Source organism: Planktothrix sp. FACHB-1355, assembly GCF_014748295.1.
GTDB lineage: Bacteria > Cyanobacteriota > Cyanobacteriia > Cyanobacteriales > Aerosakkonemataceae > Aerosakkonema > Aerosakkonema funiforme_A.
The window spans coordinates 1-7,388 of sequence record NZ_JACJUP010000227.1; the positions used below are offsets into that span (position 1 = coordinate 1).

The window sequence follows — 7,388 nt, forward strand, 5'->3', positions numbered from 1 at the left end:
GAACGAACAGCATAAAAATGTAGAGAATTGTATGAAAAGCAAATGTTTTCAGCCATTCCCCGGTCAAATTGGGCTGACGCCGCCTATACTTGTGTTGGATGACGCGCAGCAGCACAAAAATTCTGGCCAGCAGTATACTCATCACCACTACCCCAAGCGTCTTATGGAATCCGTATAAAGACTCCCCATACGTTACTTCCTCTGGCAAATCGGTCATGTAAGCGCCAGTGGCAAAAAGCACGAGAAAGCAGGCGGCCATTAACCAATGTAAAAACCATAAATTCTGAGCATCGGTCTTTTTTTTGCCTTTTTTACTTCTAATCTGGGCAACAGTCACCTGAGTTTCTCCTTTCTAAAATTTTGAGTCTGTAGAATGGATCGGAACGCAGAATTTTCGCGATAATCATTCATTTTATCGCTCTGATACACTCTATTTAGGCTTATATTGTCTTATCCTAGTAGTGCTTGACAATTAAGGTCTACTCGATCGGAAAACCGGGAATCAATCGATCGATCTCTTGCATTATCTGCATGGTTTCTTTGAGGGCAATCACGACTTTTTGATAGTGCAATACATCATCAAAGGATAAGGTGCGTCTGGCTTTCTTGCGATCCTTCAGCCATTTATCTAATACCTGATAACCACCAATATTAAATTCCCATACGTTGGGTGTGATGCCTTCAAAATAGCGGTTTCTGTTGATATAAATTCTTTGTTCTGCGGGTTTATAGGTAACTTCAGTAACGGCATTGTCGCCATCGCCATCCATTTTAGTAATCAGCTTATTGAGTTTCTTCGATTTCATCAGGTGCAGGTCTACCAACGCCTCACCTTTTGCCCCCAGGTCTTTGAATAGCCGATCGCTGCTGGTTAACGGTACACGGGGAAAGTCGATTTTGAGAAATTCGGCGTAGCGTTGGCGATAGGTGGGGCTATGGAAGATAGCGTAGATATAGTAAAAGATTGCTTCTGGAGTGGGAATGTAACCAAGCTTCTCTCGAATGGCATGAACAAACTTCTGAGCTAGGTTAGTTTCGATTTCATTACTTTCAAAAAGGGATTTTTGTGAATTCCTGGGGTCAGGATACAAATACAATGGAAATAAATAAGTACGTTCTCGCGTAGCTACTGAAACTGTACAGTCTGTAACGGGATACTTAGTACAAAATATATGCTTAAATTCACTATTTACTTGACGGGTCGTACATAAGCTCAAATTATTTTCTTCAAGAAGATGTCGTGTAACTTCGTATCTAGGAAGTTCAACTACATCTTCATGGTGATAATATGCCCTCCAGTCAAATGGACGATAAAGACATTGTGTAAAAAAGCTTTCCCAATCAGAGTTTGATTTTAGAGAGCGCCGTCTTTGGCTTAACTTCCAATCTCTCGTATCTTGAAGCTCATAGGTTTCGCTAATTTCTCGATCTGAAATGTTTAAGTCTCTAAATTTTTCTATGCGTTTTTGGAGTTCTGATAAATCAAAATCAAACACAAAATGATCTCGATGAGTTTTGACTCCTGTTGAGTTGACTGGCATAATTTCAGTAATTTTCCAGCCAGCTTCGTACTCTGTACGCAAATCTTTGTCTTGAGGTATGAAAAGATAGAGCGGTGATTGAGGAAAGATTTCTGTCCATTCAATGGTAGTAATATCATGCTCTTGAAGATAGCGATATTTATCTTCCCGTGAACCCCAGAGATCGGCGTGATAAATCTTAGCCATTGATTACTTTACTCCGTTTTCCATTCGCTTTCTGGAATGTCAGCACCAATCATAATATTGCGTAGCGTACCCAGAGGCAAATCGCGTCCCTTGTGGTAAGGCACAATTACTTGAAGTTGGCGATCGAGATTTCTCCACTTGCGGTGACTGCCCTTTTGAGAAATCAATGCAAATCCATAACGCTCCAGAATCCGCTCAACTTCACCTGCATTCATGCGACGGTCGCGGGTCATCCGACGGAAACCTCCCGCAAAATTGTGCCTGATTTTAATTCGATCGGGTCTGGTTCAAGATAGAGCGCGATCGCTTCACGAATATTGTCTAAGGCTTCTTCTTCTGTTTCTCCTGCCGAAACACAACCCGGTAATTCTGGACACCAAACAGACCAGTCTCCCGTTTCAGCATCGGCTTCAAGTACAACACGCCATTTCATCACGGTTTCTCCTTGGGATATTTCACCATAATAGCCACAGCTACCCCTTGTTGAATATCAAACACATTCTTATCGGGTGAACCATCCGGGGCAACTTCTTTTTTTCGACTGTTACCATGCAAATCGATCAGATAAATCTCGTCAAACGTCTTCTCTAAACTCTGGCGCATTCCCCGAAACGTGGGATTATCCAGATAGCCATGATTGGTAATAAATGCCAAAATGCCGGAACCTGTGCGATCGATTCGCCATTGACCAAAGCGAATAAATTTCACATAGTCATCCTGCAAATATTTAGGGTTTTGCTCACCTAATGGCAGACCGTCTACATAGTAATAATCTTTAACTAAACCTGCAATCCACTCGCTTTTATTTGCCGAATTTCCCGAATAGGGCGGATTGCCTATTACAACCATTACAGGTGTATCTCGCTTCACCGTTGAGGCTTCATTGGCTTCCTGTGCGACAAACTGACCAAACAAAATCTCTGACTTTTTCAGTGCTTCATCTAGCGTATTTGTGAGGTAAATTCCTAATCGCTGTTTGCCCTTAAATTGGTAGCCTAGTTCTTGTAGTTGTAGACCGAGTTTAAGGTGAGCGATCGCATAAGGAGCCATCAGCAACTCAAAGCCAAACAACCGATTCAGCAAATTATCTCGCACATAGCTATCCCATTGGTTCGCCATGCCAATTTCTTCTAAATTGCGATAAATCTGCTTCACCACCTCATACAAAAACGTACCCGTACCCGTTGCTGGGTCAAGAATTTGCACTCTCGGCTTTTGCGTTACTGGATCTTTGGCATTATCGGCTAAACCTAACGGCAAATCAAAGCGATCTTTTAGAATCGCATCTACCGATCGCACAATAAACGACACCACAGGTTCCGGTGTGTAATAAACGCCCCGACTCTTTCGCAAAGCCGCATTATACGCCGCCAGAAACGTTTCGTAAAAATGCACAACCGGGTCTTCTTGACGAGTACGCCGCCCAAAATTTTCCAGAATGCTGCCCATATCCACCTGAGACAGCAATTGCACGAGATCGTCGATCGCCCAATCAATCTGACTCACCGCATCAGTTTCGACGATCGTATTAAACAACCGCTTCAAAAATGGGTTTGTTGGTGGAATATAGGTGCCAGCAGTGCGACGGGTAAACACTTCACCCGCCGGATTTTGAGCATGACCGACTCTTGCCGCAAATAATCCATAAGAAATCGTCTGAGCATACATATCAGCAAAGTCAGCATCAGTCAAATCGGGCAATAACACTTCACTAAAGCCCTGCTTTAATTGATGTAATTCTCCCTCAGATTCCTCTAGGCTAAGAGCCGTTTCTGTTGCCAATCGGATCGCTTTTGTTAACCTCGCCATCTGTCGCGCTAAGTCTTCAGGACTGCTTACGATCTCGCCTGTGTAGTTGAGAAACTGCTCCAGCAGAGCCGCAATTTTGTCAGTATCTTTTACTTGCAGTGTATTGCCTTTGCGATCGGCTAATACCTCCTTAAGTCTGCGCTTCCCGTTGACATACCAGCGAAACTCTAGATAATTGGTCAACACCAAATTAGGAAACGATTCTAGATATCGTTGTAATTGTTCTGTTTTTTCTACCCGATCTAGATCTAGCTCAACGTCTTTGGCTTCCACATAACCCACTAGCAACTCTCGCCGCTTCACCGTAAAGTCTGGAATCCCTGCTTTGTTGCCTGTTTCTTCAATCACCGCGTCAATTCCATTAGCGGGATCGTCCAGCAAATTTTTTAATGCTGGGTAATGGCTACGCTCACTTCCTTTTTGCAGGTTCTTTTGAATTGACTTTAAATAAGTATCAAACGAGAGAGATGGCATTGTAATCTTAACCTCGGTGCGATTGATGAAGTTTTGGCAAACGCTTTCTTACTCTCAGTATTCCAATTGCCAGCGCAACAGATCCCCGACTTCTCTAAGAAGTCGGGGATCTAGCCTTCTTTCGGCGGTAATCGCAGGAGGCTTAGGCAGTGCGGAGCCGTTTTCGATCGCGATTCCCCGATTTTGTGGACTTTTTGCTGCGGGTGGGTGTGGATGGTGTCTGGGACTTTCCCTGGCTACTGCGACGTTGATTCGATCGCTTCGGCTTCAGTTGCTCTGCCACAGGCTGAGCTGGGGAGGTTGGCTCGTACCCTCGAATTACTAGCTTGGCAAGGGTTCGATTGAGCAACCGTTCGATGTCTTTTAAGAGTGGATATTCATCGCTAGAGACTAGGGAAACGGCTCGTCCAACGTTTCCAGCGCGACCTGTGCGACCGATGCGATGCACGTAGTCTTCTGGGACATTGGGTAGTTCAAAGTTCACCACATGGGGAAGCTGGTCGATATCTAGTCCCCGCGATGCTACGTCGGTAGCAACTAATACCCGCACTTTCCCTTGCTTAAAGTCTTGCAGGGCACGGGTGCGGGCTGCCTGAGTTTTGTTGCCATGAATTGCGGTGCTTTTCAGCCCATCTTTAGCAAGCTGCTCGGCTAGACGGTTGGCTCCGTGTTTGGTGCGGGTGAAGACCAGTACCTGTTTCCAATTGTGGAACCCGATCATATAAGAAAGGAGTTCTCGCTTGCGATCGCGATCGACAGGATGAACCACCTGTTCCACCTGTTCGGCGGCGGTATTGCGGGGAGCCACTTCGATCTGTGTCGGAGAATTTAGCAGAGTGCTGGCAAGCTGCTGAATCTCTTTAGAGAAAGTGGCAGAAAACATCAGCGTTTGCCGCGATGCGGGCAGTTTCGCCAAGATTTTGCGGATGTCGTGGATGAAGCCCATATCTAACATCCGATCGCATTCATCCAGCACCAGTATCTCTATCTGGGATAGGTCTACGGTCTTTTGCCCAAGGTGGTCGAGCAACCGACCGGGCGTAGCGACTAGAATATCAATTCCCCGACGCAGCGTTTGAATTTGCGGCCCAATGCCGACGCCGCCATAGATCGCTGTCGATCGCAGGGACAGGTATTTGCCATAGGTTTGGACGCTATCCTTGACCTGATCTGCCAATTCGCGAGTGGGGGTGAGGATGAGGGCGCGAGGCTTGCGATGCCCGTTGTTGGGGTTGGTTGTGTCCAGGAGTTGCAGTAGAGGCAGGGTAAAGCCAGCCGTCTTTCCCGTTCCTGTTTGGGCGCTGGCGAAAACGTCTTGCCCTTTCAGAATGGCGGGAATTGCTTGCTGCTGAATGGGGGTTGGTGAGGTGTAGCCAGAGTCAGCAACAGCACGAAGCAGGTCGGTCGAAAGACCGAGGTTACGAAATGTCATGGATGCGATCGCTCCTAGTAATGCCCCTATCCCAAATCAAATACCTGGGGCCAGTCTAAGAGCAAAAAATTTATGTTTCAGTTGGATAGCTTGAATCAGCTTTTTTCCAATGCGTCAGTAACAGACCGGAATGTACTGGCAGATGCTTATTATAACAGAAATTATCACTCTTCATCTAGAGTGCGAGGAAAATACTATTTCGATTTTCGTTTGGACTTGGGTGGTGTGCGGTGTGCGCCAAAGTATTTTTCACTGCGGTAGCGCAACCACACTCGCAACTGTTGCGGAATTTCGTCTTTTTGTTCTTTGGTCAGCGTGTTGTAAAGGGCTAATGCTCGCTCTCGTTCTCCCCGACAGGCAGGATTATTATGAGCATCCCAGTAGCTACGAGCTACCCGAATCCGCCGACAGACTTCTTTGATGAGTGCTTCTCCTGTGAGGGGTTCTTCCTGTTTTGCCATAGTTCGATCGCAACGCGCTCTCCTCAATTTTAACCTTTAGTATGGATGTATTCGCTCTTGTTTCAATTTAGTTTGAATAATGTTGCAAATTTCCAACACAGTCGCTATTCCAGAAGATGAAATCGAAATGAGTGCCGTTCGCTCTCAGGGATCGGGGGGACAAAATGTAAATAAGGTGGCGACGGCGATTCACCTACGTTTTGATATTATCGCTTCTTCATTACCCGATCGCTACAAAGAGCGACTGTTGAAATTGAACGACCAGCGCCTTACCAAAGAAGGTGTGATTGTGATTAAAGCGCAAGAACATCGCACTCAAGAACAGAATCGAGAAGAAGCATTGCAACGACTGCAAGATTTGATTAAAAGTGCGATCGCAGTTCCCAAACCCCGGAAAAAGAGCAAACCAACTCGCAGTTCTCAACAGAAACGTCTGGATAGCAAAACTAAGCGATCGCAAATCAAGACATTGCGCGGAAAAGTTAACGATGAGTAATTTTTGCTTTTATTATCAACTTCGATGTTGAGCAAACTTATCTCTTTAAAGGAGTGGGAATCCAAGTTTTTGCAAGATTTCTTTCAATCGATCGCGCCCATTTAATGCTTGCGCTGTTGCCACTCGTTTTAATGAATGTTCAACCCAATCTCCTGCTACGTTCATCCGCTGTGATTCGTAAAATTTTTGCATAATATCGTTATACTCAGAGATCGCTTCTGCTTGTTGACTGAGATGATAGGTTTCCCGATGGAGAACGGCAGCTTGCGGTAAACGAGGTTTCACTGCCGCAGGTTTCGCCGGATCGAGATAACCCACACACAAACCAAAAACAGCAAACAAGTGAGGCGGTAATTGAAGGGTTTCGGCAACTTTTTCGGGATGGTTTCGCATTCCGCCAATATAAACCGTACCCAAACCTAAAGATTCGGCTGCTACTGTCGCGTTTTGTGCTGCCAACGCTGCATCAATTGTTGCTGTAACAAACATTTCTAAATAATCTAAACCTTGAGCAGGTAATCCTCGTTGTATAGCAAGATGATGCAGTCGTGCCAAATCTGCCAACCAAACTAAAAATAACGGACATTGGCGAATATGAGCTTGATTTCCTGCCAATTGAGCCAAAATTTCTTTCCTGGCAGGATCTTCGATCGCTACTACACTCCAGGTTTGCAGATTGGAAGATGTAGCGGCAGACTGGGCGGCAGCGATTAAAAGTTCTAAAGTTTGTGGCGGTAATAAGTCAGGCAAATAGGCACGAATTGAACGGTGGGATAGCATAGCTGTCAACGTTTCATTCCAGAGGCTATCTAGATTGAATGTATCTGTGCCATACCCTGAAGCCACCCCAGCCCTAAAGGGACGGGGGTTCAAAATGCGATGAAACCTCCACTTGGCTCTCCCAAATTGGTACAACATCCAAGTTCTTAGTGTTAGTATTTTGAACTTTCGCTGCGACTCGCTCTGACTCTGGGAATTTCCCAAAGGAA

9 protein-coding genes are annotated in these 7,388 nt (G+C 45.5%); 1 reads left to right on the plus strand and 8 read right to left on the minus strand.

The window, feature by feature from the left end:
- The 7 genes from H6S82_RS34350 to H6S82_RS12145 all read right to left on the minus strand — a co-directional run.
- On the minus strand, nucleotides 1-337 hold a 337-nt coding region (locus H6S82_RS34350), incomplete at its 3' end, for a cytochrome b/b6 domain-containing protein (protein WP_191056262.1).
- Nucleotides 338-479: 142 nt separating this feature from the next.
- Nucleotides 480-1,727: a type ISP restriction/modification enzyme gene (locus H6S82_RS12120; protein ID WP_190471600.1), complete on the minus strand. Its 1,248-nt coding sequence runs from the start codon at nucleotides 1,725-1,727 to the stop codon at nucleotides 480-482.
- An 8-nt stretch (nucleotides 1,728-1,735) separates the two neighbouring features.
- Complete coding sequence (locus H6S82_RS12125; RefSeq protein WP_190471597.1) at nucleotides 1,736-1,960, minus strand: type II toxin-antitoxin system HicA family toxin; 225 nt, start codon at nucleotides 1,958-1,960, stop codon at nucleotides 1,736-1,738.
- Nucleotides 1,957-2,160 (minus strand): type II toxin-antitoxin system HicB family antitoxin, encoded by a 204-nt coding sequence (locus H6S82_RS12130; protein ID WP_190471594.1) that lies wholly within the window; start codon nucleotides 2,158-2,160, stop codon nucleotides 1,957-1,959. Before H6S82_RS12130 ends, H6S82_RS12125 begins: the two co-directional genes overlap by 4 nt.
- On the minus strand, nucleotides 2,160-4,010 hold the full coding sequence (locus H6S82_RS12135) for an N-6 DNA methylase (protein WP_242056920.1): 1,851 nt from the start codon (nucleotides 4,008-4,010) through the stop codon (nucleotides 2,160-2,162). The genes H6S82_RS12130 and H6S82_RS12135 overlap by 1 nt, the downstream gene beginning before the upstream one ends.
- Nucleotides 4,011-4,152: 142 nt before the next feature.
- Nucleotides 4,153-5,442, minus strand: a complete 1,290-nt coding sequence (locus tag H6S82_RS12140; RefSeq protein WP_190471591.1) for a DEAD/DEAH box helicase — start codon at nucleotides 5,440-5,442, stop codon at nucleotides 4,153-4,155.
- 194 nt (nucleotides 5,443-5,636) lie between these two features.
- Complete coding sequence (locus H6S82_RS12145) at nucleotides 5,637-5,903, minus strand: Precorrin-3B methylase (protein ID WP_190471588.1); 267 nt, start codon at nucleotides 5,901-5,903, stop codon at nucleotides 5,637-5,639.
- 79 nt (nucleotides 5,904-5,982) lie between these two features.
- Here H6S82_RS12145 and arfB point away from each other — a divergent pair, with 79 nt between their 5' ends.
- Nucleotides 5,983-6,399, plus strand: a complete 417-nt coding sequence (gene arfB, locus H6S82_RS12150) for an alternative ribosome rescue aminoacyl-tRNA hydrolase ArfB (protein WP_190471586.1) — start codon at nucleotides 5,983-5,985, stop codon at nucleotides 6,397-6,399.
- 45 nt (nucleotides 6,400-6,444) lie between these two features.
- Here arfB and H6S82_RS12155 read toward each other — a convergent pair whose 3' ends face one another.
- On the minus strand, nucleotides 6,445-7,317 hold the full coding sequence (locus tag H6S82_RS12155; RefSeq protein ID WP_190471584.1) for an NADPH-dependent oxidoreductase: 873 nt from the start codon (nucleotides 7,315-7,317) through the stop codon (nucleotides 6,445-6,447).
- Between the last annotated feature and the right edge of the window lie 71 nt (nucleotides 7,318-7,388).